This is a genomic window from Nostoc sp., assembly GCF_036917775.1.
Classification (GTDB): domain Bacteria; phylum Cyanobacteriota; class Cyanobacteriia; order Cyanobacteriales; family Nostocaceae; genus Nostoc.
Genome location: NZ_JBALEQ010000081.1, coordinates 1 through 23890 on the forward strand (window position 1 = coordinate 1; position 23890 = coordinate 23890).

Annotated in this window: 19 protein-coding genes; 13 read left to right on the plus strand and 6 right to left on the minus strand. The window is 41.6% G+C overall.

All coding sequences use genetic code 11. The annotated features are described in order from the left end of the window. The coding region (locus V7K69_RS15045) for a hypothetical protein (protein WP_335035657.1) at positions 1-185 on the plus strand (185 nt) is incomplete at its 5' end. A 100-nt stretch (positions 186-285) separates the two neighbouring features. Here V7K69_RS15045 and V7K69_RS15050 read toward each other — a convergent pair. After that, complete coding sequence (locus tag V7K69_RS15050; RefSeq protein WP_335035659.1) at positions 286-417, minus strand: hypothetical protein; 132 nt, start codon at positions 415-417, stop codon at positions 286-288. A gap of 977 nt (positions 418-1394) precedes the next feature. On the opposite strand from V7K69_RS15050, the gene V7K69_RS15055 reads away from it, so the two are divergent. The 4 genes from V7K69_RS15055 (at position 1395) to ppk1 (ending at position 7612) form a co-directional block, all read left to right on the plus strand. Beyond that, positions 1395-3821, plus strand: coding sequence for a phosphoketolase family protein (locus tag V7K69_RS15055; protein ID WP_335035661.1), 2427 nt, complete (start codon positions 1395-1397; stop codon positions 3819-3821). Positions 3822-3823: 2 nt separating this feature from the next. Further along, positions 3824-4462 carry a histidine phosphatase family protein gene (locus V7K69_RS15060; protein ID WP_335035687.1) on the plus strand — a complete coding sequence of 213 codons (639 nt, stop codon included), beginning with the start codon at positions 3824-3826 and terminating at the stop codon, positions 4460-4462. 135 nt (positions 4463-4597) lie between these two features. Beyond that, entirely contained in the window at positions 4598-5419 is an 822-nt protein-coding gene (pstB, locus tag V7K69_RS15065) for a phosphate ABC transporter ATP-binding protein PstB (RefSeq protein ID WP_335035663.1), read from the plus strand. Between the two features lie 57 nt (positions 5420-5476). Continuing rightward, the gene (gene ppk1 / locus V7K69_RS15070; protein ID WP_335035666.1) at positions 5477-7612 is read left to right on the plus strand and encodes a polyphosphate kinase 1; all 2136 of its coding nucleotides are present in this window, start codon (positions 5477-5479) and stop codon (positions 7610-7612) included. A gap of 174 nt (positions 7613-7786) precedes the next feature. Here the strand turns inward: ppk1 and V7K69_RS15075 are convergent, their stop codons facing one another. Further along, on the minus strand, positions 7787-8062 hold the full coding sequence (locus V7K69_RS15075) for a hypothetical protein (protein WP_335035668.1): 276 nt from the start codon (positions 8060-8062) through the stop codon (positions 7787-7789). A gap of 103 nt (positions 8063-8165) precedes the next feature. On the opposite strand from V7K69_RS15075, the gene V7K69_RS15080 reads away from it, so the two are divergent. Continuing rightward, positions 8166-8777, plus strand: a complete 612-nt coding sequence (locus tag V7K69_RS15080; protein ID WP_335035690.1) for a hypothetical protein — start codon at positions 8166-8168, stop codon at positions 8775-8777. A 100-nt stretch (positions 8778-8877) separates the two neighbouring features. On the opposite strand, the gene V7K69_RS15085 is transcribed toward V7K69_RS15080, so the two are convergent. Further along, positions 8878-9246, minus strand: coding sequence for a hypothetical protein (locus V7K69_RS15085; protein ID WP_012409416.1), 369 nt, complete (start codon positions 9244-9246; stop codon positions 8878-8880). A gap of 213 nt (positions 9247-9459) precedes the next feature. Here V7K69_RS15085 and V7K69_RS15090 point away from each other — a divergent pair, with 213 nt between their 5' ends. Next, positions 9460-9696: a hypothetical protein gene (locus tag V7K69_RS15090; RefSeq protein ID WP_335035670.1), complete on the plus strand. Its 237-nt coding sequence runs from the start codon at positions 9460-9462 to the stop codon at positions 9694-9696. Between the two features lie 482 nt (positions 9697-10178). After that, the gene (locus V7K69_RS15095; RefSeq protein WP_335035672.1) at positions 10179-12131 is read left to right on the plus strand and encodes an ArnT family glycosyltransferase; all 1953 of its coding nucleotides are present in this window, start codon (positions 10179-10181) and stop codon (positions 12129-12131) included. Positions 12132-12203: 72 nt separating this feature from the next. On the opposite strand, the gene V7K69_RS15100 is transcribed toward V7K69_RS15095, so the two are convergent. Further along, positions 12204-15452: an ATP-binding protein gene (locus V7K69_RS15100; RefSeq protein WP_335035692.1), complete on the minus strand. Its 3249-nt coding sequence runs from the start codon at positions 15450-15452 to the stop codon at positions 12204-12206. 775 nt (positions 15453-16227) lie between these two features. Here V7K69_RS15100 and V7K69_RS15105 point away from each other — a divergent pair. From V7K69_RS15105 to V7K69_RS15120, 4 genes are all read left to right on the plus strand, one after another. Next, positions 16228-16809 carry a KaiA family protein gene (locus V7K69_RS15105; RefSeq protein WP_335035674.1) on the plus strand — a complete coding sequence of 194 codons (582 nt, stop codon included), beginning with the start codon at positions 16228-16230 and terminating at the stop codon, positions 16807-16809. Positions 16810-16917: 108 nt separating this feature from the next. Further along, on the plus strand, positions 16918-17232 hold the full coding sequence (gene kaiB / locus V7K69_RS15110) for a circadian clock protein KaiB (RefSeq protein ID WP_114082480.1): 315 nt from the start codon (positions 16918-16920) through the stop codon (positions 17230-17232). 261 nt (positions 17233-17493) lie between these two features. Continuing rightward, positions 17494-19056: a circadian clock protein KaiC gene (gene kaiC, locus V7K69_RS15115; RefSeq protein ID WP_335035677.1), complete on the plus strand. Its 1563-nt coding sequence runs from the start codon at positions 17494-17496 to the stop codon at positions 19054-19056. Positions 19057-19159: 103 nt separating this feature from the next. Further along, a complete protein-coding gene (locus tag V7K69_RS15120) occupies positions 19160-21349 on the plus strand; it encodes a TolC family protein (RefSeq protein WP_335035679.1) in 2190 nt (729 codons plus the stop codon). A 142-nt stretch (positions 21350-21491) separates the two neighbouring features. Here the strand turns inward: V7K69_RS15120 and V7K69_RS15125 are convergent, their stop codons facing one another. Together V7K69_RS15125 and V7K69_RS15130 are read right to left on the minus strand one after the other, a co-directional pair. After that, positions 21492-22424 (minus strand): transposase, encoded by a 933-nt coding sequence (locus tag V7K69_RS15125; RefSeq protein ID WP_335035681.1) that lies wholly within the window; start codon positions 22422-22424, stop codon positions 21492-21494. Further along, entirely contained in the window at positions 22357-22782 is a 426-nt protein-coding gene (locus tag V7K69_RS15130) for a hypothetical protein (RefSeq protein ID WP_335035683.1), read from the minus strand. The genes V7K69_RS15125 and V7K69_RS15130 overlap by 68 nt, the downstream gene beginning before the upstream one ends. 556 nt (positions 22783-23338) lie before the next feature. Here V7K69_RS15130 and V7K69_RS15135 point away from each other — a divergent pair. After that, entirely contained in the window at positions 23339-23716 is a 378-nt protein-coding gene (locus V7K69_RS15135; protein ID WP_335035685.1) for a hypothetical protein, read from the plus strand. Positions 23717-23890: the final 174 nt, after the last annotated feature.

Below are 23890 nucleotides of genomic sequence, written 5' to 3' on the forward strand. Positions count from 1 at the left end.
GGGGGAGCCACAAAAATGCTCCCTATTTTTTGTCTCCACCATCTTCTCAAAGTTTTGTCCCATCTAGCTTAGAGTTGCCTTGTCACCCTCTCAGATGCGTTTCATTAGATGTTCCTTCCGATAAGTTGAGAGTAGCTACAATTAAAGCGGTTGAACTGGAATTTCCTACCTGCTTGACATACTGACAAGTTCATTGCTGATACTCATCGATTAATTGCGCTCTTTTTGGAGGAAGTTAGTCAATCAGGCAATGTTGTTGGACAAGATTTCAGATAACTCTCCTCGTTAACTACTCTGAGGGGCTATGGCTTGATTTCTTGAGTGAATTGATTCATTACGATATAAATCGTTACCAAATTCATCTTGACGGTTAGAGAGACGGCGATAAATCGCCATCTCTACAGGAAATTTATCCATCAATTATTTATGCTTTCAAAGCTTGTGCTGCAATCTGTTGGGGCTTTTATCGAACAGAATTCAGGAGTCAGGAGTCAGAATTCATTCTGAATTCTGTGCGACTGGCGGATGAATAATCGGGTTTAAGACCCACATTAAATTGAAAATTTAGTGGTCAACAAGAAAGTCGTGGGTCTGAATCCCCGACTGATAGCGTAGCGGTAGCGAGTCCAGTGCAGCTTTTAGAGAATATCGAGAAATTGACACCATTAGGGGTAACTGTAGCGCCAATTGGAAAAGGCTGACCTGGCAAAATATCAGGAAGCATTTTGGTAAAAGTTTGATATAAAAAATCATAGATAGGTTAATCAGTAATTAACGATTGACTAAGTTTGTGCTATTCCTTATAATTTAAACCAAAATATTTATACCCATCTATTTTTTAGATATAACACTAATTTTACAGCGCAATTTATTTAACTTTTAAAGTGTATTTTATCTACCTTTAGTTGGATGTTTAAGTTAGAAGATATATCATAATATAATTAGTCATACTGTATATAATGCACATTCCACCCTTTTAATCAGGATATAAGGGACTTTGAAACAAGCATAGTAGTGAATAGTGAAGTGCAGGCAATACAATTGGATTAGCTAAGAATCGAGATTTTTATAATAGGGAAAGATCGATTTTTTGACTCAATTATTTCAGAGTTTGTTAATTACTAACCTTATGCAACCTGTATTGGAAGTAGCTGGTTGTATAAGTGAACCGCAAGTAAAACCGTAGTTATAGATTGATATCCGCTTAACCATTTTGAGATTGCTCAATGTAGTATCCAATGGTAGATGCACTGTACTACATCACTTCTTTGATATTCATATCTAGTCTTGAAACATCGGGTTTTAAAACTGTGTAGACGTGGAGCAGCTTGTCATCAGACATCGTGTGTTCAGCGATTCTTTAACTAAAAATAGATTAGTAGGATTCAGAATATATGACTATTTCTCCTTCTAAAACAAAGGTTTCAGATATCGAAAACGGTAAATCTGTCACACTTAATACGGAAGAACTGCGTCTAATCAATGCTTACTGGCGTGCTTGTAACTATCTTGCTCTAGGTATGATCTATTTGCAGGACAATCCACTACTAAAAGAACCCCTCAAGCCCGAACACATCAAGAATCGCCTGTTAGGACACTGGGGTACAAGTCCCGGTTTGAGCTTTATTTACGTCCATCTCAACCGTTTAATCAAAAAATATGATCTGGACGTGATTTACATCGCAGGCCCCGGTCATGGCGCTCCGGGCATCCTTGGGCCGACATACTTAGAAGGAACCTATTCTGAGGTTTATCCTGATAAGAGCCAGGACGAGGAAGGTATGCTGAAGTTTTTCCAGCAGTTCTCCTTTCCTGGTGGAATTGGTAGCCACTGCACACCGGAAACCCCTGGCTCGATTCACGAAGGCGGTGAGTTAGGCTACAGCCTCTCCCACGCTTACGGGGCTGCTTTTGATAACCCCGATTTGATTGTGACGGCAGTTGTTGGTGACGGTGAAGCAGAAACTGGGCCTCTAGCAACGGCTTGGCATTCCAATAAATTTATCAACCCCATTCGGGATGGTGCTGTTTTACCAATCTTGCATTTGAATGGCTACAAAATTGCTAACCCAACTATCCTAGCCCGCATCAGCCATGAGGAACTAGAGGACTTATTCAAGGGCTACGGCTACACACCTTACTTTGTGGAAGGGCATGATCCAGCGCTAGTGCATCAACTGATGGCTGCAACTCTGGAAACAGTTATTTTGGAAATCAAGAAAATCCAAACCGAAGCCAGGACTTCGGGTGTTGCCAAGCGTCCTCGTTGGCCGATGATTGTCCTTCGCACCCCTAAAGGATGGACTGCGCCGGCAGAAATAGACGGTCATAAATTAGAGGGATTTTGGCGATCGCACCAAGTACCAATTACAGATGTAACTAGTAATCCTGCACACATGAAGATTCTAGAACACTGGATGAAAAGTTACAAGCCAGAAGAATTATTTGATGAGTATGGTAGTTTAATTCCCGAACTCAAAAAGCTGGCTCCCATTGGTTCTCGCCGCATCAGTGCCAATCCCGTTGCTAACGGTGGAATTCTGCGTAAAGAATTGCGTATGCCCGACTTCCGCAACAATGCAGTTGAGGTAGTCAAACCCGGCACAGTTGAGGTGGAAAACACTAAGCCTCTAGGGAACTTCCTGCGAGATATCATGGGTAATAACATGAATAATTTCCGCGTATTCGGGCCAGATGAAACCGCCTCCAATCGACTCAGTGCGATCTACGAAGTCAGTGAGAAAGTCTGGTTGGCAGATATGCTCCCTGAAGATGCAGATGGTAGTGAGCTATCTACCGACGGGCGAGTGATGGAAATGCTCAGTGAACACACCCTGTTCGGCTGGCTGGAAGGCTATCTTTTATCTGGACGGCATGGTTTGTTCCACAGCTATGAAGCCTTTGCTCACGTTGTTGACTCTATGTTTAACCAACACGCCAAATGGCTAGAAATTAGCAAAAATGAAGTTGCTTGGCGATCGCCTGTTTCTTCAGAGAATATCTTACTATCCTCTACTGTTTGGCGACAAGACAACAACGGTTTTAGCCACCAAGATCCCGGCTTCATAGATTTGGTTACTAATAAGAGTGCTGAAGTTACCCGGATTTATCTACCTCCCGATGCTAACTGTCTACTTTCTGTAGCCGATCATTGCCTACGTAGCACCAACTACGTCAACGTCATCGTTGCAGATAAGCAAAAACACCTCCAGTTTCTCAGCATAGAAGAAGCGATCGCACATTGCACTAAAGGCATCGGCATTTGGGACTGGGCAAGCAATGACCATCATGGGCAAGAACCCGATCTTCCCGATGTCGTCATGGCATCTTGCGGAGATGTTGTGACTATGGAAGCTTTAGCTGCAACTGCCATCTTAAGAGATGAGTTCCCCGATCTTAAGGTGCGGTTTATTAATGTTGTTGATCTGTACAAGTTGCAACCAGATACAGAACATCCACATGGATTATCCGACTGGGATTTTGATAGTCTTTTCACCACAGATAAGCCTGTAATTTTCAACTTCCACGGCTATCCTTGGCTGATTCACAAACTTGCTTACCGTCGCACTAACCATGAAAATATTCATGTGCGCGGGTACAAGGAAAAGGGCAGCATTAACACACCACTTGAGTTAGCTATCAACAACCAAGTTGATCGGTTCAATCTGGTGATTGATGTGATTGACCGGGTTCCAAAACTGGGTTCTGCTGCTGTCTATGTTAGAGAGCGGATGAAGAACGAAATTATTAACAACCGGAATTATGCTCACAAGCACGGTATTGATCAGCCAGAAATCGTCAACTGGAAATGGCCTTACTAGGTATAAGCTTGAATTTGTATTTTCTCCGTCATGGAGAAACAATTTATAGCCAGACAGGGGGATATTGCGGCGAGTTAGATCCCGAATTAACTCCAGTAGATGTAGAGATGGCAGAAGCATTTGCGGCTGCTTATCGCTCTCTACCTTGGACAGCTGTTTTTGTCAGCCCGATGAAGCGCACTCTTGCTACGGCAAAGCCATTATGTGATAGTCTAGGCATAGAAATGCAACTCCGGGACGGACTTAGAGAAATTAGCTATGGGAAGTGGGAAGATCAAACGGTAGAGTTTGTTAAACAAAACTACCAGGATGATTATCTTCGCTGGTTAACTGAACCTGCTTGGAACGCACCCACAGGGGGAGAAACGGCTGTACAGGTTGCTAGCCGAGCTTCCATACTGATCGCAGAGATTGAGGAAAATTATTCAACTGGTAATGTTTTGGTAGTTTCCCACAAAGCAACGCTCCGAATTGTACTTTGTAGTCTGTTAGGTATCGATTTAGGGCGTTACCGCGATCGCATTAATACCCTTGTGGCTTCAGTCAGTATTGTCAAATTTGATATTCATGGCCCCTCACTGCAAGTATTGGGCGATCGCTACCATCTACCAGAACATCTGCGTAATTTACCAGGCACTTAGTACAATATTTCATTAATATAAGCGCGAATTCTCTGCGTACCTTTGCGCCCTTAGAGCGTTTAAATTTCAACCCTCAATTCGCCACAATTTTACGCAAAGCTTTACTTAGTCAATATAGAGCGGCCAATAAAATCAATGCTAAACAATTTGACAGTTAATAACACTAGCACAGTAAATGATACTGACACCGTTTTACGCACAGAAAACCTCAACGTTTATTACGGGAAGTTTCTAGCATTGCGGAATATTTGGCTAAATATTCCCAAAAATCAGGTTACAGCTTTTATCGGCCCTTCTGGTTGTGGTAAAAGTACATTACTGCGATGCTATAACCGTCTCAACGACCTGATTGAGTCATTTCGAGCCGAAGGTAAAGTTTATTTTTACGATCAAAATTTGTATGCACCGGAAGTTGATGCTATAGAGGTGCGTCGTCGGATTGGGATGGTGTTTCAAAAAGCAAACCCATTTCCCAAATCTATTTATGACAATGTTGCTTTTGGAGCCAGAGTTTGCGGCTACAAAGATAACATGGATGAATTGGTAGAACGGAGTCTACGCCGTTCGGCTTTGTGGGATGAAGTCAAAGACAAACTGCAACAAAATGGTTTAGCCTTATCTGGTGGTCAACAACAACGGTTGTGTATTGCGCGAGCGATCGCTGGGCAACCAGAAGTTATACTTATGGATGAACCTTGTTCCGCCCTCGATCCCCTATCCACTTTGCGGGTTGAAGAACTGATTCACGAACTCAAAGAGCAATATACCATCGTCATTGTTACTCACAACATGCAACAAGCGGCACGAGTATCTGATAAAACAGCTTTTTTCAATGTTAGCGCTACAGAAACAGGCGATCGCACTGGCTACTTAGTAGAATATGACTCAACACAAGCTATTTTCAATAACCCTAAGCAGAAAGATACAAAAGATTACGTCAGTGGTAGATTTGGTTAAATATAGGTTTTGAGAGTTTTTGATAATTGTCATACCATTCTTTTAGTAAATCAAAATATGCCTAAAGTCAAAGATATTAATAAAACTATTAATGTGCATGACTCGGAGTACTACTTTAGTCGAGAATTAAGCTGGTTAGAATTTAACCGCCGAGTTTTACATGAGGCATTAGATGTTCGGACTCCATTACTAGAAAAACTCAAGTTTATTGCCATCTTTAGTGCTAATCTTGATGAATTTTTTATGGTTCGTGTTGCACTTCTCAAAGAACAAGTTAAAGCACAGTTAATTCAGCGAACTCCCGATGGTCGCACCCCAGAACAACAATTAGAAGCAATTTATCAATATCTGCATCCAATGGTGACTCAACAGCATCATTATTTTGAGCAGACGCTTCGACCAGAAATGACAGCGCAAGGCATTCATCTACTTAATTATGTTGACATTAATCCCGAACAGCGTAGTTACTTTCAAAAACTATTTCAACAAAGAATTTTTCCAGTTCTCACTCCTTTAGCCGTCGATCCTAGCCATCCCTTTCCACGAATGGCGAATCTCAGTTTAAATTTAGCAGTAGTAGTAAAAGCCCCAAACACCGGAGAAAAAAAATTTGCTAGAGTCAAAATTCCCACTATTCTGCCTCGATTTATTCCCTTACCTCAAGAATTGCAAATAGATAATGGGAAATTAAATAACTGGACAGGTATGCCGATAGAGCAAGTAATTGCTCACAATTTAGAAGCTTTATTTCTCGGAATGGTCGTTGAGGAATATCACCTATTTCGATTAACCCGCAATACAGATTTAGAATTAGCAGAAGAAGCCGATGACTTACTATTAGCAATTCAACAAGAGTTATATAAGCGCCAATTCATTGGCTCGGTGGTGCGATTAGAAATTCAACCATCAATGCCTCAATCATTACGACAGATGTTGATGACAGAAATGAAACTGATTGAGAGTGATATTTATGAGATAGAAGGTTTGCTGAATTTAAAAGATTTAATGTCGTTTACGGCGCTACCTTTACCTGAATTGAAAGATCCTCCTTGGGCATCAGTAATTCCGTCTCGTCTGCGTCATCTTCATCAACAAAGTCAAATTGCCAACTTCAATGATGAGGAAAAAAGTATTTTCTCGGTGATTCAGCAAAAGGATTTGCTAGTACATCATCCCTATGAATCCTTCGGCGCTTCTGTAGAAGAATTTATTGCTCAAGCTGCTCACGATCCTGATGTGTTGGCAATTAAAATGACACTTTATCGGACTTCGGGAGATTCGGAAATTGTCAGTTCTTTGATTACTGCTGCTGAAAATGGCAAACAAGTTGCTGTTATTTTAGAATTAAAAGCTCGCTTTGATGAAGAAAATAACATCACTTGGGCTAATAAATTAGAAAAGTCTGGTGTTCATGTAGTATACGGATTGGTGGGACTAAAGACTCATAGCAAAACTTTGCTAGTGGTGCGTCAAGAGGGAGAAAATATTCGTCGTTATTTCCATATTGGGACTGGAAATTATAATTCCAAAACAGCAAATTTATATACAGATTTAGGACTAATTAGTTGTCGAGAAGACTTAGGGGCAGATTTAACTGATTTATTTAATTATTTGACTGGTTATTCCTGTAAAGATTCTTACCGCAAGTTGTTGGTATCACCTATTAATATGCGCGATCGCATTACTGCCCTGATCCAGCGAGAAATCGAACACTGCAAAAACGGTAATCAAGGTTATATTATTGCTAAGATGAATGCTTTGGTTGACCCCCAAATTATTGCTACTTTATACAAAGCATCTCTTGCTGGAGTACAAATTGACCTAATTGTGCGGGGTATTTGTTGTTTGCGTCCTGGAGTTCCAAAAGTTAGCGAAAATATCCGTGTTATCAGCATTATTGGTCGTTTTTTAGAACACTCTCGGATATTTAACTTTCATAATAACGGACAAAATGAAGTATATATCGGCAGTGCCGATTGGATGACCCGCAACCTAGATCACCGAGTTGAAGTAGTTGTACCAGTTGAAGATGATGATATTGTGCAGAATTTACAAAAAATTCTCAAAATAATGCTAGCAGATAATCGCCAAGCTTGGGAGTTGCAGCCAGATGGCTCTTACATCCAACGTTACCCTAATAAAAATGAGCCAGAACGTAGCGCTCAAAATATTTTGATAGAAATGATGCAGTAATTCTCTAATAAAAATAGGCTGTATATACGAATGGCACAATCAGGCATTTTACTATAGCCCTTTTTCAAGATGCAGTGGCAGTGGTGATAATTTGACTATTGGGGCTGAACTGGAGGTCTATTGTTGACGACAACTTTCTAAATCCCAGTCCTAACCGGGGCTTTTCATCAAATTCTAAGCAAGCATTTCCACAAACTCGACTACTTGAGCAGAAGTCACTTGTTGTGCGATCAGAAAGTCAACGAGTCCATCGAGTTTTTTACGGTTGTAGACGGTAGAATAGCCTTGAATCTGGCGTTCCTTGCAGAACTGTCGCAGCTTCCGCGTACCTAAATCCAAAAGCTTCTTCCTCTCTTCCGTAATATCTATTAGCACAAGTTGTTTGGCTTCATCCGCAAACCTAGTTTCAACAAATGGCGGCGTAGTTTCAATAAAATTACGTATATCCATTCGGCTTATCCTGAATTGATACTTGAAATAATCTTGCTGAAAAACGGGAAGACTATGGTTACTCCCTAATGGGGAAATTTCCATGAAAGTCGTGAATAGAAAAATGCTCAAAAAATCTTTGCTTAACTGTTTGATTTTGCCTTTTTCTCTAGTACCTTGGCTGTGGGTGGGAACGCTTTTTGATTCCCAAGCCAATGCTTTACCAGGGCAAAGTACAGAGGAAGTAGGCACTTGGATTAAAGCACATCCTACACTCCGCCCTCGGAGTGGGGAGTTATTGTTTGTGCAAAAAACTGATACTGCTGCTCAACGATTCACTTTTCAAGCGTCCGTATTGCCCCCTGGTAGGGTGCAATTTTCTAAAGACCGTGGAACGATTCGTAGTGAGCGCATTTCCATGTATGATGCCATTAACGGCATGACATTTGCGCGTCTCCAGGAATCCTTGCGGGTGATTTATGGCTTGGAGATTTATCAAGACTACGATCGCGCCCAGGTAGTTTACCAGTATCCCAACCAGAAGGTAGTTAACTCAGCGCGTCTAGCCAAAACTCCCATTCGGGAAGCTTTAAAGGGAGAATTACGAGTAGGCGATCGCTATGTATATTGGGTGGAAATTGCTCAACCCAAGAGTGGCAAGGCTTTTACCGGGCAAATGACGGTTTTGCTCAAAACTGACTTAGACAAGTTAGAAGGTGAACTGCAAATTCGGTAATGGGCATTGGGCATTGGGTATGGGGCATTAATTATTCTTCCTCACTCCCTCATCTTCCTTTGCCCCTGATTTGCCACTTGAAGGTTACTGAAATAGTGTTCTATAGTTTCCCAAGGCTGATGGGAGCTAGGGTTTGCCATATACCTGAAAAGATACTTTCAGATGCTAAGGAAATTCGTAGCAAATCTTCCTTTAGTAGTGGTGGCCAATCTATGCCAGCTTTACGCCCTGCGGCAAATAGCTGTTGTGCTTTAATGCTTAACTGATAAAGGGCTAAAGCCAGTTCTCGGTCTAGGGTCTTTGCATCTTTAAGGGCTTCAAACACCACTTTCAATGCCAACAAAATTGAAGTGATCTGACCGGGTACCGGCGGTTTCCCCTGTTTCATACGCGTTAACAGCGCATCTGGGTTTTCCTCGGTTGTGATTGTCTGATCTATGAGGAGTTTCCGAGCTGTTTCGTAATTCATGTAGTCAGTTTAGCGTACATTTTGCTTCAGCAGTAATACCTAATTAAAAAGTCATAAAATTGGCTTCTAGTTATTTATAGCAATCTCATTTGATTTGTGAAAAGATAAGCTTGGGAAAAATGATGGAGAATTTGCGATGCTATAGGTTAACCAGATAGACTGACATATAAGAATATCTTTGAAAAATACGCCCCGCTTGGAATCAGAAGCAAAATGATATCACTGAATTTACTAGAAATTGAGCGCTCAATCCGTGCCTTGTCTGTAGAAGAACAACTTTGGCTACTAGAAAGCATTGCTAGACAAATCAGAGAAAGTGAATATACAAAAGATAAATTTGCTGATGTCACAAATCAGGGAGAACAACTGGAATTAATGGTGGATGAACCAAAGATTTCAACAGAAATTGCTGCAATCAATGATGAATTTGCAATTTCTGAAATCCTCTGATATGTAAAAGTAAAAATTATGAGTTTGCCAGATTTAAAAAGTCAAATATACAAGTTATAGGTGAGCGATCGCTTAGAGGATGTTTGAGAAGTTACTAGTTAAGATAACCCCTGCTCTCGAGAGCGGGGTTTTGTACTTGATGCGTAATCCTAATGACGTAAATTATCCGTCTTTCAAGTCACTGCCGACTAGAGTAAGCGTAGCTCAACCTGGGCTACGCTTATTTTTATTCTGCTTTCAGTAGTGCATTTATTGTCTAATTTGTCAATTAATAAATTCTGAAATAGAACTTAGGAGCTTGCTTGGCGGTGATAATTTGGTCAAATCTTGGGTAGCTTCGAGCAACTGGATATTGTTCCAAGCCGAAGACGTGTAGAGTGTTAAGGTTAAGTATTAAATAAAAAAAATTTTAATTTGAGCCTTGGAAGAACAAAAGATAGATAATCAACGACTATTGAGTAGTGATTGTTGACTATTGACTAATGAGCATGAAATTGAGTGTTAAGCACACTGTTGATCAGTGGTTCAACAAAATAGCAAAGAATCCAGGTCTCAGTGTCACTGTGTCGGGTTTGTGGTTAATGGTGGTTGGCTGGATAGCTTTTGGGTGGAATTTGGGCAATATTGGCTTGATTGATGAGACAGAGCCACTGTTTGCCGAGGCTTCTCGCCAGATGTTTGTCACAGGTGATTGGATAACCCCATTTTTCAATGGTGAAACTCGTTTCGATAAACCTGCTTTAATTTACTGGTGTCAGGCGATCGCATATTACATTCTTGGAGTAAATGAGTGGGCAGTACGCCTTCCTTCTGCGATCGCAGCATTTGGCTTAATTTGTTTAGCTTTTTACACCGTACAGTGGTATCTGGCTAAACAAGATGAATTAGAGCAAGTTTCACGTCCTACTCGCCGCTACTTAACATCTTTTATCGCCGCCGCGCTCATGGCACTCAATCCCGAAACTATTATTTGGGCGAGAACCGGTGTCTCTGATATGCTGCTCACCGGATGTATCGCATCAGCTTTATTATGTTTCTTTTTAGGGTACGCAGGGAAGGAAGGGAGTAGGGGGCAGGGAGCAGAGAGCAGGGAGCAGGGGAGCAGGGAAGTAGGGGAAGTAGGGGGAGCAGAATTAATAACCAATGCCCAATCCCCAATGCCTCATGCCCTATTACCTAATAAGTGGTACTTGGCTTGTTATGTGCTAATTGCTGGCGCAATTTTGACTAAAGGCCCAGTGGGAATTGTCTTGCCAGGGATAATTGTTGCCGCCTTTTTGCTTTACGTGGGAAGGTTTAGAGAGGTATTGCAGGAAATGCGCCTCTTCGTGGGTATATTGATAATTCTCGGTTTGTCAGTGCCCTGGTATGCTTTAGTAATTTGGCGCAATGGCTGGAATTATATTAATGCCTTTTTTGGTTATCACAACCTGGAACGCTTTACAGAAGTAGTTAATGGTCACTCAGCACCTTGGTATTTTTACTTTATAGTAGTGCTGCTGGGTTTTGCGCCATACTCAGTGTATTTACCAGTTTCTATAATAAGACTAAAGTTTTGGCAGCGATCGCACTGGCGATCCCTTGAACGTTTTCAGCAGTTTGGTTTATTCGCCTGGATTTGGTTTGCTAGCATCTTTGGCTTTTTCTGCATTGCTGTCACCAAACTGCCTAGTTATGTCTTGCCTTTAATGCCAGCAGCAGCGATCCTAGTGACGCTTTTATGGAGCGACTTTTTCCAGGATACAGAAGACAGACAAACATCTCCTGTTTCTTCCTCCCCCACTCCTCCCCTTTCCCCTACTTTTCTGCGAGTGAGTGGTTGGTTGAATGTAATGTTTTTATCAGTTCTAGCAACAGCACTGTTTAACATAACCCATATATTAGGTACTGATCCAGCTATCAGTAACTTTCACGAACTAATTCAAAAATCTGGTTTACCAGTAATAGCTGGCGTAATGTGGTTGATTTGTGCAATTTTAGTTGCTGGTTTTTTACTGAGTCGCCAATGGAACTACATTATTGGAATTAATTTATTAGGGCTGGTGGCGTTTATAATTTTTGTCTTAACGCCTGCTTCGTTTTTTATTGATCGAGAACGTCAATTACCCTTAAGGGAATTATCTGCGGTCATTCTAGAAGCAAAACAACCAAATGAAGAATTGATCATGCTTGGCTTCAAAAAGCCCAGTGTGGTATTTTACAGCCACATTCATGTAAATTATTTAGGACTTCCTCAAGAGGCTATAGAGCATATTAAAAACCAGGCTGCTAAGGGATTACAACCTCCCTCACTGTTGCTGTTGGCTGAACAGAAAAAGTTTTTACAAATGGAATTACAGCCCGATGATTACAAAAGTTTATCTACCAAAGGTGCTTATAACCTAGTTCGGGTTCCTTTTAAGAAAAAGAAAAATGAAAAAATAGACATATCCTAAATTGTCATTAGTCATTTGTCCTTTGTCCTTTGCGAATAAGCAATGACTAATGACTAATGACCAATGACCCAATTAACATTTGCCATTGTAACCATTGACAGCTAAGGCTTGATTGATCTGGTTTAAGAGGTCTTCCATTGATATCGATCGCGGTAATATTTGGGTAGCGATCGCACCAACAACAGTTTCTATCGATTCCAAACCATTCTTTTTCTGCTTGTCAATTTCCTTATAAGCTACCCCAACCGGAAAATTGGTGTCTGGGCGATTTAATCGCTGATTTAGTACCAAAACTGGTGGTAATTTATCAGGTGAATCTCCTAATGTTTTCAAAGCTCTTAGCACATCTTTGTGAATAGGGGATTCTCCTAAACAAATTAGCAATAAATCAACGCTTTGGTGGCGAATTTGTTGTAATACTTCTGCCCAACAGGGACTCATTGCCGCTTTGAAGCCTGCTGTTTGTAAATACTGAATTAAAGCTTGGAACCACTCAGATCCCCTTTCAGCAGTTTCACTACTAATTGAGCAATTTTTTGCTGTCCGATAGCCCTTAGCTGGCTTACGTCTTACCTGTGGAAAATCACGCAGCATTGTCAAATCCACAACCAAGATGTTAGGAGGGCAGCAAATACCAGAAGCTATTTGCAGTACTGATAGTAAGGCATCTGTTTTTTCGATGCGACTGCTGTTGTCTTTGGTAAATGGTGTTAAGTAAGGAAATACAGATAACCCTGGTATTTTAGAAGCTACTAAGGTAGTTGCAACATCGCAAGTAACCAATGGTAGAGCCGCCAAACGTGGGTGCTGGATTAGTTGTTGCAGATAAATTTGGGCGGTGGTAGTTTCGACATCTAGCAAAATGACATCAAATTGCCATACCCGCGCCAAAAGCTCTGCCTGATCTAAATCATCTACTTCAATCACCCGATGTTCTCGAAGTGAGGGGTGAGGATTAACCGATTCCAACTGGGGATTCACCAACCTGAGAATTCGCAGTGGGGTTTTAGGTGGGATAACGGCGCTATTTTCTAACCCTACCTGCAAAGCTACTTGTGCAGCACATAATTTTTCGAGAACTGGTGCCAATACCTGATGCTCCACTGGCAAACTTAAGAAACCATCGGCTCGGTTAGCAAATGCTTTGTCCTTTTCGGCCCCCGTTGCGGTAACTATTACAGATATATGACGGGTTGCGGTGTCAGATTTTAGTAAAGTCAACACATCCCAGCCTGATAGGAGGGGTAGCAACGGATTCAAAAATATTGCTATTGGTTGCAAGCGCCGAGCTTTTTCAACTGCTTCTGTCCCCGATCGCGCAATTACTACCCGATATCCTAAAGATTTGAGTTTTTCGGTCAAGTCTTCAATATACCGGGCTACTGCCTCGACTACTAAGACCAACCGTTGGGAACTCGCAGGATGATGCTGTGTAGGCGTACTGAGCTGCTGACGAGTGGCTGCGGTGTTTTCCCGTGTCTGTTGGTGTCGTGTCTTCTCGTCTGCTCTGATTACCATCTCTGGCTCCGAAAAGCCTGTTTTCGGGGGACTGGGCGGCAGAAGTAGTGTAAACTGGCTACCTTTGCCTTCACGAGACAAGAAGCTGACATCTCCTCCGTGGAGCCGAGCTAAGGCCCGAGTTAATACTAGCCCCAAACCAGTGCCTTCAAATTGGCGGGTAAGGGGATTTTCTAGTTGTTGGAATTTTTGAAAAATTAGGTGTTGCTGGTGTTCTGGAATGCCAATACCTGTATCCCAAATTGTAAAGGCAATCCATCCTTCCCAACGACTCACCCGCAGTCCAATTTCGCCGGATATTTCAGTGAATTTAAAGGCGTTGGAAAGTAGGTGTACTAGCATCTGGCGCAAGCGCAACTCATCTGCCACCATTTCATCTAAACCTAGTTCAATGGAAAGGCAGAATTGGGGAGCAGATGAACGGGCATTTTCTTGAGTTTGGGATGTTGTTTTAGTAGTTTGAGTGTGGATGGCTTTGGCTTCCGATAGGGCGCGATCGCACACAGCACTAATTTTCACTGGTGTCAGCGTCAAATCCATTTGTCCCGTTTCCATTCGGGTCAAATCTAAAATGTCATTAACCACACTCATCAGGTGGCGGCCACTTTGATGGATTAGTCCTGCATAACGAGCTTGACGCTCATTAAGTTCTCCTAACTGCTGATCCACCAGCAAGCGCGATAATCCTAAAACGGCAGTTAGGGGAGTTTTGAGTTCATGACTAATACAAGCTAAAAACTCATCCTTCAACCGATTTAGTTGAATTAAATCGGCATTTTTTGCAGCTAACTCTTTGCAAAGCTGCTGCTGTTCAGTAACATCAGTAGCTAAAACTAACCACAAATCATTGCTGAGTACAACCTCTGACTCAGCACTCATAACTTTAAACTCAGGACTATCTAAAGGAATTTTGGCAAACTGCCAGATTCGTTCCTGACCATTTTGCACTTCTACAACACAGGTACAAGTACCCACTTGACTATCCAAATAGCAGCGACTGTATACAGCATCTGGTGATGCTTCTTGCTGAGTCAGTTCCTCTTCACCACCATATTCATTCTCCCTGCCATTGGGATGAACCTTGATTGCTCGTTGGGTGACATATTCAGATTTTTCGGAGGGTTTGGGGACAAGTATTGCTTCCACTTGTTGCCTTACTCCTTCTGGATCTTTTAAGGCTCCTAATTGCTGCCACCAGGCGGGATTTCGGGCTAACACTTCGCCAGTAGATGTTTGCAACATTAAAGGCCAAGGCAATCTTTCCAGCAACTGTACCAGTGGCTGGTGTCCTAATGATTTGGCTTTACTTGGGGGCTGTAGATCAGCATCATGCTCATGGCGCGACCTCTGGATACCTGAGCTTTGTAAACCAGCCATGCGTTCCTTAGCCAGCGATCGCAACAGGCGAGAACTATCCAGCAGACCCAAATATCGACCATCAGAGTCAATTAGCGCCCAATCTAAGTTCTGGTGTTTTTCGGCTTGTGGATAACCTAAGTGCAAGGTTAATTGCTCTACACGCTCAGAAGCTGATATTGTCTGTATTGGCTCAATTAAACCTTGACCCCATGTAGAGAGTGGTTGATGTAAATTTAGATTTTTATTGTCACTATGTGCTAATAATTTTTGGATTAAACGGGCAGAATACAGCAATCCAACGGGGCATTGCTGCTGATTCACTACTACCAAGCGATCGCACTGCTCTTGCTCAAAAATCTCCAGCACCACTGCCAAAGAAGATGTTTGGAGGCAGCTAGCTACGGTTGCCTGAAAGTCAGAAAGCGGGTAATCTAGCATTAACATAGGGCTTTGGGGGTCATTCTTCCTGTGGGAACCTCCGGCATCTCCATCTGCCAACTGTTGATGGTCTTTTCGCCTGAAGTCATATCCTCTAAGAAGACTCATATAAGCAACTCTGGTTATTTCAACGCCATTAAATAAAACAACGGGATTTCCCTTCATGGACACTTGCTTGTGGACGAGTGCATTTTTCCAAGAGGCGACGTTTCTGATTTATAGCAACTAGCCTCTCCAGCGTCTTACTGGTATTTAAACTCCCGATCAATAGTGACGGCTACAACAATTATGGCCCCAAAGATTCGCTTTAGAACCTTGAGGAATTATAATGATTTAGAATGCGACAATCCTTTAAGTTCGTTTAAGTATCTTATCAAGGAGAAAAATTAAAAAATATATCTATTTATATACATAGATACAGATACGCAAACAATAAATTAGGTAGTGTGTCTCTTTATGGCGACAAATGCCTCATCATCAAAGATTTACTAAGTCTTAACACTCAGTTGCTGAATTAAGCTTTTGAGGTGCCAGCACAATCAGGCATAAATAAATATCCAGTTGAAAAAAACTAAAAAGTTTAAGTTTAGTGCATAAGCTTTCTTACTTCCCACCTCCAGCAAGAACTGCCTTCTTGCAGTATCTGTGAACACAGAGCGTTATTTTGGGGTAAAGTCTCCAGTTTACTGCACATCAAGAGGTATTCCCCTAGAAGCGTTAGCCAAACTTATCAGCCCACGTTTCTTGGTCAAGGCGATCAAGGATATAGATTAAAGAGTAAATGTTATTACCGATATTGATTCTGCGACCTGATATTAACAAATGTTTAAATAATCTAGTTTACTTAGCCAAGCAAAAAGATTGGATTGCTTGGGTATGGAAATCTATTGACGCGATTCTCGCCCAACTTTGCAATTTACCTGTTACTGCAACTACCTCTGAAAAAATCAACTACTTACTAAATTGGTCGCAACAAAATCCAAGTAAGGCATACACTAGCAAGTACGTCTATGTATTTGCCAGCCAGATGCAAAAAAGCCAACAGCATTTTCAAGAGATGAATCCAGCCGAAAAGCAAGGATTATTGAGACAGCTTAAATTAGATTACAGTCTAATACTCATAAATTATTTTACCACAGATAAAACACTCAAAGAAAAAATTGATAAATTCATTAATACTATATTTTATGCTAATATTCCTGTGCCCCAAATAATCGAAATTCACATGGAGGTAATTGAAGAATTTTCTATCCAGCTAAAATTAGAAGGAAGAAGCAATGAAACTTTACTTGATTACCGCCTAACGTTGATAGATATATTAGCTCACTTGTGTGAAGTCTATAGGAGTTCGATTCCTAAATAAAATAAGTTTATTTATTAATATTTAACTGGGAACAAGCTAACACTGTTAGTTATTACCAACGTGCGAACACATCTTGTATTTCTTCGATCGTAACTAGCCTGTAAATATATGATTAAAGCCAAAAAAACCTACGTTCTCAAGCTTTACGTAGCCGGGAACACCCCTAATTCAGTTCGGGCATTGAAAACACTCAAAAATATTTTAGAACAGGAGTTTGAAGGTGTTTATGCTTTAAAAGTGATTGATGTATTAAAAAGCCCACAACTGGCAGAAGAAGATAAAATATTGGCAACGCCAACATTATCCAAAATTTTGCCTCCTCCCGTTCGCAAAATTATTGGCGATCTTTCAGATCGAGAAAGAGTATTGATTGGATTAGATTTGCTTTATGAAGAACTGAGTGAAGCAGATTTTGAAGAGTAAAATAATTAATGATATAATATAGCGTTTATAAAGTAAATTTTAACTATGTAGGGTAGCCATTATATTGCTCTAGTCAAGAGAGCTTTACTACCCTTTATCGTAGAGCATTCCAGTAAAATATTTATTTTTGCTATTTCTTTGTCAGATTGTGACCTAACACACCCTACTTGCTTAACATTTAGTTTATAATTAGTCTGGAAAAATTGAGTACAAATTTTACTAATAAAACAACAGTTTTTAATACCCTTTTATTATCAAGCAATGAGTCAAAACGAGCAATTAGAACCAAACAAGACACCAAAAAATGGGGGTGTAGAAAAAATTCGCACGATGATTGAAGGGTTTGACGATATTAGTCATGGTGGTTTACCAATTGGTAGAACTACCTTAGTCAGTGGTACTTCAGGTACAGGTAAAACTTTATTGTCTCTTCAGTTTCTGTATAACGGTATCACCTACTTCGATGAAGCAGGTGTATTTGTTACTTTTGAAGAATCACCCAGCGATATTATTAAAAACGCCCATGTTTTTGGTTGGAATTTACCGCGTCTAATCGAAGAAGGCAAGTTATTTATTCTTGATGCTTCTCCTGATCCAGAAGGTCAAGATATCGTGGGAAATTTTGACCTTTCTGCACTCATTGAACGCTTGCAATACGCCATTCGCAAATACAAAGCTAAACGAGTTTCAATTGACTCAATGACAGCTGTATTTCAGCAGTATGAAGCGATGGGAGTAGTACGACGCGAGATTTTTCGCTTAGTAGCACGTCTCAAAATACTAAGTGTCACCACTGTAATTACCACTGAACGCAGTGAAGAATATGGCCCCGTTGCTTCTTTTGGAGTGGAAGAATTTGTTTCTGATAATGTAGTAATTGTTCGCAACGTCTTAGAAGGAGAACGCCGCCGTCGCACAGTTGAAATTCTCAAATTGCGCGGCACAACTCACATGAAAGGTGAGTATCCCTTCACAATTACTAATGAAGGAGTTAACATTTTCCCACTAGGAGCAATGCGTTTAACTCAGCGTTCATCTAATATCAGGGTATCTTCTGGTGTTCAAACCTTAGATGAAATGTGCGGTGGTGGTTTCTTTAAAGATTCTATTATTTTGGCAACAGGAGCCACAGGTACAGGTAAAACCTTGTTAGTAAGTAAGTTTATTCAAGATGGCTGCCTGAATGGAGAACAGGCAATATTATTTGCTTACGAAGAATCACGTGCCCAACTATCTCGTAATGCTTCTTCTTGGGGAATTGATTTTGAAGAATTAGAGGAGCAAGGTTTACTAAAAATAATTTGTACCTATCCTGAATCAACTGGTTTAGAAGACCATTTACAAATTATTAAATCAGAAATTGCTGTCTTTAAACCAGCTCGGATTGCCATTGATTCCCTATCAGCATTAGCTAGAGGAGTTAGCAATAACGCATTTAGGCAGTTTGTAATTGGTGTGACGGGTTATGCTAAACAAGAAGAAATTACTGGTTTCTTTACCAACACAACTGACCAATTTTTAGGAGCGCATTCGATTACTGACTCTCATATCTCTACGATTACCGATACAATTCTAATGTTACAGTACGTAGAAATTCGTGGAGAGATGTCACGGGCAATTAACGTATTTAAAATGCGCGGATCTTGGCATGATAAGGGCATTCGTGAGTATAATATCACTGCTGACGGGCCCGATATTAAAGATTCTTTCAGAAACTACGAACGGATTATCAGCGGTGCTCCTACTCGCGTTAGTATCGATGAAAAGGCGGAACTTTCTCGCATTGTTAGACGTTTTGAAGACAAACAGAGTTCCGAACCCTAAATTTAGTATCGTAGTATATTCTTTCCTAAGTTTAGTATCGTGCTATATTCTGTGGTGAAGAAAGGTTTTCTGCCGCTAGATTGATTTTCGTGTGAGGGATGCGGTGAAAGGACAGCAATTATTCTATAGCTTCTTGCCTGGTGTCACGGCAGCGGTTTTAACAACTCAGCCTGCTTGGGCTGGTACTGTAAAACTAACTGGGGTACAGCTGGCTTCTTCTCCTAGTGTTTTGACTTCTACTTATGGTCAAAGCTCGGTCGTAGATATGATGAATACGCAATTGCCGCATGGTGCAAATGTTAGTGTTCCAACCCTACTACCTGGTTTTGGTTTTACTAAACTTAGTATGAAGCCTTTAAGTAATAACAGTATTCCAGTATTTACGGCTGGAAATACTGTTGTGCCAATAAAACAAGTACTTAAGCAAGATGAAGGTAGATTTGTCAGTTTGACACCTACCTCTAATCCTTCGCAACAGCTAGATGTTAGCCGTTCTGCTCAAAATAACCAAAAACAGAGTAACTCAAGCATTTCTGGGCAGAAATCAGAGAGCATAGTAGTTCCCAACTACACTTCAAAACCCTCTTCTGTCCAAAGAAAAATTTTCCCACTGTCTTCTGCACAGCAGCCAGTGGTTAAAAAGAAAAATGCTGTTACTGAGTTGCAAACATTTTTACAAACTTCAGATACAGGTGGAGAATCAGCAAAACTGTTGTCAGCAACAAGATGTCCACAGGAGTCAGGGAAAAGCAAGACTGATTCCTCAGCGGCTTTGCTACTGGCTTCAAACACCTGTTTACAACAAAATGCTATTGGCCGCATTGCTCAGAATAATACCTCGATTCCGGCAAATTCGACACAAGTTCCCACTGTACCAGGAACCGTAACTCCTGCACCATCAGAGCCAGTACAACCTTCCACTGTGCCGAGAACTATAACTCCTGTGCCATCAGGTCCGGTGCAAGTTCCCGAGAACTTGATTCCTAGCTCAAATCCCTTGCAGTTTCCTACCAAACCGGAGGAAGTGAGACTTCAGGGAAATCAGCCGATTACTTTGGCACAAGCTCTGGAGCTAGCACGGCGTAACAATCACGATTTACAGGTGTCTATTTTGGAGCTAGAACGCAATCGAGCGGCTCTACGTGAGGCACAAGCTGCTTTATTGCCAACTCTGGGAATTAGTGCTGATATTACTCGTAGTCAGTCTGCCAGTAGTCAGCTCTCGTCGAAACTCCAAGAACAACAGACGGGTATCTCATCGCCAGATGAAGCTAGTACATCTTTTTCCGGTCAAGCACAGCTGTCATATAACATCTACACTTCTGGAAGAGTGCAAGCTAGCATCAGAGCGGCTGAAGAACAGGTACGTTTCAATGAATTGGCTGTAGAAACTCAGTCTGAGACAATCCGTTTAAATGTTGCCACTGACTACTACAATCTGCAACAGGCGGATGAACAAGTACGTATTGCTCAGTCGGCTGTGCAAAACTCCGAAGCTAGTTTGCGTGATGCGGAAGCTTTAGAGCGAGCTGGGGTTGGTACGCGGTTCGATGTGTTGCGATCGCAGGTGAATTTAGCAAATGCCCAACAAGATTTGACTAATGCTAGATCCCAGCAGGCAATTTCCCGTCGTCAATTAGCAACTCGGATAAGTTTGCCCCAGGGAATAAATATTAGTGCCGCCGACCCTGTACAATTAGCTGGTCTTTGGAACCCAACACTAGAACAAAGTATTGTGCTGGCTTATCAAAATCGTCCAGAATTGCAACAGCAGTTGGCACAACGCAATATCAGCGAACAACAGCGTAGACAGGCTCTTGCAGAACTGGGGCCTCAAGTTAGTTTGGTAGGTAGTTACAACCTACTAGACCAGTTCAATGATAGTGTCAGCGTTACCGATGGTTATTCATTGGGAGTTAGAGCCACCATCAATTTGTATGATGGGGGAGCGGCAAGAGCAAGGGCAGCTCAGTCTAGTGTTAATATTGCGATCGCAGAAACTCAATTTGCTGAACAGCGCAACCAAATTCGCTTCCAGGTAGAACAAGCCTATTCTACCCAGCAATCTAGTTTGGAGAATGTTCAAACCTCTAACACCGCTTTAGAACAAGCTAGAGAAGCTCTACGTTTAGCGCGTTTGCGATTCCAAGCTGGTGTAGGAACTCAAACTGATGTTATTAACTCTGAAAACGACCTCACAAGGGCTGAAGGTAATCGAGTCACAGCAATTTTGGATTATAACCGCGCTTTAGCTCAGTTACAACGGTCTGTTACCCTCAGAGCGCTACGCTAGTACTGCTGACTTCATCTCTTAATTAACAATTGTGAAAGCCTCATTGAAAGATGAGGCTTTTTAATTAAAAAAGACCGGAATTTTAACCCTCTACACGCCAGCCCTCTCAATATTGACAAATAACATATTTTATGAAATTGCTTCACGGGATAGCATCAAGAGATGCTTTGTATTGCTTGAGCTTTCGAGTAGTGGAACAGTGGGAATGTTTGCCATCAACAGAGAGTGGTGGTCGTTTCTTTTTGGGACTTCTGGGGTGTTTGCGAAAAGATTTGAGATGTACTTTGGTTGCTAGATGCTGGAGAACGTCTACCATCTGAATGTCGGTAAACTCCTCAAAGAATTGCCAATGAACCGGAGGAATAGCAATCATCATGCCCCGATAGATGGAATGGATATCATCTACTAGGTAAAAATCGGATAGCCCAATATCGATTTTGTCTACCCCATGTACACTGCCAAGAACTGCTTTAAGTGTCGCTAAAAGGTTGTAGGCTGACAGTGCCATGCAGTAGGAGAATAAGGCAGCTTTAGGATAAGCTAAGGTTTCAATTTCTCCATGAAAGTTTTGGGTCACAGTTTGGAATAAAGTTTCCACACTCCACCGTCCTTGATAGAGTTGTGCCACCAGAATGCCGTCTGCGTCAGTGGGTGGTAAGTTGGTAAAAATGGCAATTTCCCACTCTTGGTCACGGGTGGGACGAGTCAACTTGACTACGATACGGCGACACCGAAAAGTCCCTCCCTCATGGACAATTTCCACCTGTTGTTCAAACACAGTTCCTGTTTGGCACAACCCAACAGGTTGTAACTCACCAAAAGGCTGGTATCCTAAACCCCCGTGTTGACGAATCACAAAAAACGCTCCAAGTTTGGCAATAGTATGGAGAAATCCTGCGGTACAAAAGTTACGGTCTGCAATCCATACCTGTTGGGGTTGCACTTGTGCCAAAACCTGATGAAACTTGGAGCGTTCTTGGGAATGACCGTCTTCACAAGGAATTACATCAACCACCAGTTTTGTCCCTGGGTCGAGAATGGCGATTGTAATTCCTTGGTAATGGTTTGGCTGCATGGGGGCGCAGCGCTGCTAGTCTGCGTTCGGTTCCGGCTAAACAACTGCCATCTACAATCCGCAACCGATATTGTTTTCCTAGAGGACTGGGGCGTTCCACATTCAACATCAACAGCAACTGCTGGAGGTCAGATGCTGTCTCATGCACTAATGCCCGACTTACAGGCAGTTCAATCCGTTGCAGTTTGTTGTATAACGCTGTGGCGCTGACACTTACCTCCACTGCCTTCTTCTGATAGGCTGCATGAACCGAGGGATACATCCCACACACTACTAGACTCATCAAATCCACCTGAGTCGAAAACAGTAGCTCTTGAGAGTATTGGCGAACGCTTGATGTATCAAATATTTGATTCATTCGCGAGGAATTAAAAATGTTTTCCATTAGGACTCGCATCATTACACTGACGGGGCTTGCCTCTACAAAAGCATCAAATAGGGGAGATAACATAAGCGCTTAAGTGCAGTTTTAGTCTTACCTTCTTAGAAAACTCACATAGTGTACTATTTGTCAATATTTAGAGGGCTGCCCTCTACACGCCTAAAATTCCCACCGATCATCTAAAAGTGATTTAAATTGCATAACCTAATTAAATATCAGTCTTTGTGGGGTGGGCAACATGAGCGCTCTCTAATAGTTCGCCAAGTGAACTTAGCGGGGTAAAGGGTAAAGGAGAAGGGGGAAAGGTTTCAAATCCCTTACCCCTTACCCCTTACCCTTTCCCCAGCCATCACGCAGCATTTTTGGGTTGGCAGACTACTAGATGAAAATTAAATATGGCACAGTTTAATTCTTAACTGAACCTTCTCACAGACATTTTGAATTTTGAAAGTGCCGCGAAAACGTATAACAGGAATTTTGTGAAATGATGTAGCATAACTGAATGTTCGATTGCTAGCCTTGTCAAAGACTCATGACTAAAGTAACATCTCAAGAAATTGCACAGTTTCGCTCTCAATTGGCTGACGATCCTAGCGATATGGAAGCGCTGGATTTGATTGAAGACTGTGATGGAGATTTAGAAGATGCGGCGATGACGCTAGCTATTAGAGCAGGACAACAACCAGAAAGAGCAAATTCTGAGTGGCTAGATGCCTTGGCTAGAAAATGGCGTGTGGTTATTTGCGAACAAGAATACCGGGAAGATTTGCTTAATACTTCACCTCAAAAGATGATGGAACATCTAAAAGCAATGCCGACATTTCCCAAGATTTTGGCAACGCCAGTTTTGATATATGTCCTCAAACAAGGCGTAAACAATTTTTGTGAGCCACTAGATTTGCTCAAGTGATCAGCTTTCCCCTTCCTCTTTTCCCCAAAACCCGACAAGTATTGAGACAGACTAACCCCCAACCCCTTCTCTTGTAGGGAAGCAGGGTGGTTTCATACAACGAGAGAAAAATAATAATGATTTGTATAGGGTGGAAATAAATGGATAGCTAACAAGTATGAATCTCGTCGAACA

Coding starts and splice junctions, on each gene's coding strand:
- V7K69_RS15050 (WP_335035659.1), bottom strand. CDS start 417: ATGGATAAATTTCCTGTAGAGATGGCGATTTATCGCCGTCTCTCTAAC.
- V7K69_RS15055 (WP_335035661.1), top strand. CDS start 1,395: ATGACTATTTCTCCTTCTAAAACAAAGGTTTCAGATATCGAAAACGGT.
- pstB (WP_335035663.1), top strand. CDS start 4,598: ATGCTAAACAATTTGACAGTTAATAACACTAGCACAGTAAATGATACT.
- ppk1 (WP_335035666.1), top strand. CDS start 5,477: ATGCCTAAAGTCAAAGATATTAATAAAACTATTAATGTGCATGACTCG.
- V7K69_RS15075 (WP_335035668.1), bottom strand. CDS start 8,062: ATGGATATACGTAATTTTATTGAAACTACGCCGCCATTTGTTGAAACT.
- V7K69_RS15080 (WP_335035690.1), top strand. CDS start 8,166: ATGCTCAAAAAATCTTTGCTTAACTGTTTGATTTTGCCTTTTTCTCTA.
- V7K69_RS15085 (WP_012409416.1), bottom strand. CDS start 9,246: ATGAATTACGAAACAGCTCGGAAACTCCTCATAGATCAGACAATCACA.
- V7K69_RS15090 (WP_335035670.1), top strand. CDS start 9,460: ATGATATCACTGAATTTACTAGAAATTGAGCGCTCAATCCGTGCCTTG.
- V7K69_RS15095 (WP_335035672.1), top strand. CDS start 10,179: ATGAGCATGAAATTGAGTGTTAAGCACACTGTTGATCAGTGGTTCAAC.
- V7K69_RS15100 (WP_335035692.1), bottom strand. CDS start 15,452: ATGTTAATGCTAGATTACCCGCTTTCTGACTTTCAGGCAACCGTAGCT.
- V7K69_RS15105 (WP_335035674.1), top strand. CDS start 16,228: ATGTTATTACCGATATTGATTCTGCGACCTGATATTAACAAATGTTTA.
- kaiB (WP_114082480.1), top strand. CDS start 16,918: ATGATTAAAGCCAAAAAAACCTACGTTCTCAAGCTTTACGTAGCCGGG.
- kaiC (WP_335035677.1), top strand. CDS start 17,494: ATGAGTCAAAACGAGCAATTAGAACCAAACAAGACACCAAAAAATGGG.
- V7K69_RS15125 (WP_335035681.1), bottom strand. CDS start 22,424: ATGCAGCCAAACCATTACCAAGGAATTACAATCGCCATTCTCGACCCA.
- V7K69_RS15130 (WP_335035683.1), bottom strand. CDS start 22,782: ATGAATCAAATATTTGATACATCAAGCGTTCGCCAATACTCTCAAGAG.
- V7K69_RS15135 (WP_335035685.1), top strand. CDS start 23,339: ATGACTAAAGTAACATCTCAAGAAATTGCACAGTTTCGCTCTCAATTG.